Annotated in this window: 1 protein-coding gene; it reads left to right on the top strand. The window is 61.1% G+C overall.

Annotated features, from left to right (window positions below):
* Window positions 1-751: 751 nt before the first annotated feature.
* The coding region (locus AC1DT2_RS21790; RefSeq protein ID WP_477298690.1) for an ABC transporter transmembrane domain-containing protein at window positions 752-2,034 on the top strand (1,283 nt) is incomplete at its 3' end.

Here is a 2,034-nt window from a genome sequence, read left to right as displayed (position 1 = left end):
GGGCTATCCTGAGGGGAGAAGAGCCGGACCCGTATGCCCGGACATCCAGAGTGTCGCCTCCACACCAGGCGGGGCTAGGAACTGCGCTGCCGTTTTTGCCGGAAAATGCGTTGTGCCTCTATAGTTGTGAGCCTACGGTGCGACGGCCCGTCGGGGCATACACACGGTGTACATCGGCAGCCCGTGGCAAGTTGCGCCGGCAGTCGGCCGAGGTGGGGGGATTATCCGCCACCACTTGGCCGGGGTCGTCCCTACTACGGTCAGAAACACGCGCTTGAAGGTGCTGCGCAAGGCAAATGTCGGGATGTCCTTAACGATGTCGCAAAGATCTTCATCGAGTTAGACACGTCCGCCTCGCGGCCTGCCACCTCGCATGGCGTCCAGTTCGGCATCTCGCGGTCCCGATCATGCCGCCACAACCTCCGGCCCGCGCACAAGGCGAAATCAAGGCGTGGCCGCCCAGCAGAATCTCGGGTCGGCAGTACACCGAATTTGCATATGGCCCACCTCTTGCTGTCGTGGCGGTACCTCTGCCAGACTCAATCGCAAGAACTCACGACGGCCGCAATAATCTGTCGTCAACTCAGTAGCCTCGTTGCCTTGCCTGCGATCGGCCGGGCCTTAGCGGCTGTCTGGACCCCCTGGGAAATATGACTTGCAACGGAGTTTGCGCATGGATGCTGTCGCTGAGAAACATCCGACTTCGGTGAATGCCATAGAACCGGAGCGGCCGTTGCCGTCGCAAGCTGCCATGCCTCGACCGGATCTGGCTATTCGGGGACTGGTCCTCCTTGCCCAGTTTCACGGCATTGCGGCGAGTGCCGAACAAATCCACCACGACGCAGGGCTCGGCAGCGACAGGCTCGATGACGCCAGCCTCCTGCTCGCTGCACGCAAGCTCGGTCTGAAGGCGCGGATCGTCGACCAGCCGATAGCGCGGATAGGTCAGCTTTCCCTTCCCGCGCTTGCCCTCCGGTCTGACGGCGCCGCTTTCCTCGTTGCGAGGGTGCAAGGCAGCCAATATCTAGTCCATGACCTTGAGCTTGGCCGACCCGTTCTGTGGACCGCAGAGGCATTTGCCGCCCGTTACGAGGGCCGGATCCTCGCCGTGACGTCGAGAGCATCCCTCGTCGCCGGTCTGGCCCGTTTTGATTTCACATGGTTCATCCCGGCCGTCGTCAAGTACCGAAAGCTGCTGCTCGAAGTACTGTGCGTCTCCCTGTTCCTGCAACTCTTCGCACTGGTCACGCCATTGTTCTTCCAAGTGGTGATGGACAAGGTTCTTGTCCACCACGCCATGACCACGCTCAACGTCATAACCGTGGGGCTGGTGGCCATCACCTTGTTCAACGTGGTCCTCTCTGGCTTGCGCACGTTCGTTTTCGCACACACAACAAGCCGGATTGACGTTGAATTGGGTGCAAAGCTCTTCCGTCATGTCCTCTCGTTGCCCCTTGCCTATTTCGAGTCGCGCCGAGTCGGCGACACCATCGCCAGGGTCCGGGAGCTTGAGAACATCCGCAACTTTCTGACCGGGCAGACACTGACCTCGGTCCTCGACCTCCTTTTCCCGTTCGTCTTCCTCGCTGTGATGTTTGCCTACAGCGGCTGGCTGACCCTGGTGGTCGTGGTGTCGTTGCCGCTCTACGCCGCATGGTCGGCCGCCATCACCCCGGTGCTGCGTCGACGGCTCAATGAGAAGTTCACCAGGGGTGCCGACAACCAGTCTTTCCTGGTCGAGGCCATATCTGGCATCGGCACCGTCAAAGCCATGGCAGTCTCCCCGCGCATGACCAGGCTGTGGGACAACCAGCTGGCCGCCTACGTGACGGCCGGTTTCCGGGTCACGCGTCTTGCCAATGTCGGCCAGCAGGGCGTTCAGCTCCTGCAAAAGTTGGTCGGTGTTGCGATTCTCTACTGGGGCGCCAAGTTGGTGATTGATGGTTCCCTGACCGTCGGGCAACTCGTTGCGTTCAACATGCTAGCGGGCCAGGTATCTACCCCGATCCTGCGCCTCGCGCAGCTATGGCAGGA

The organism is Luteibacter sp. P4_E6 (genome assembly GCF_056401535.1).
The sequence above is the reverse complement of the archived record's forward strand: the minus strand, read 5'-3'. Positions and strand labels throughout refer to the sequence as shown.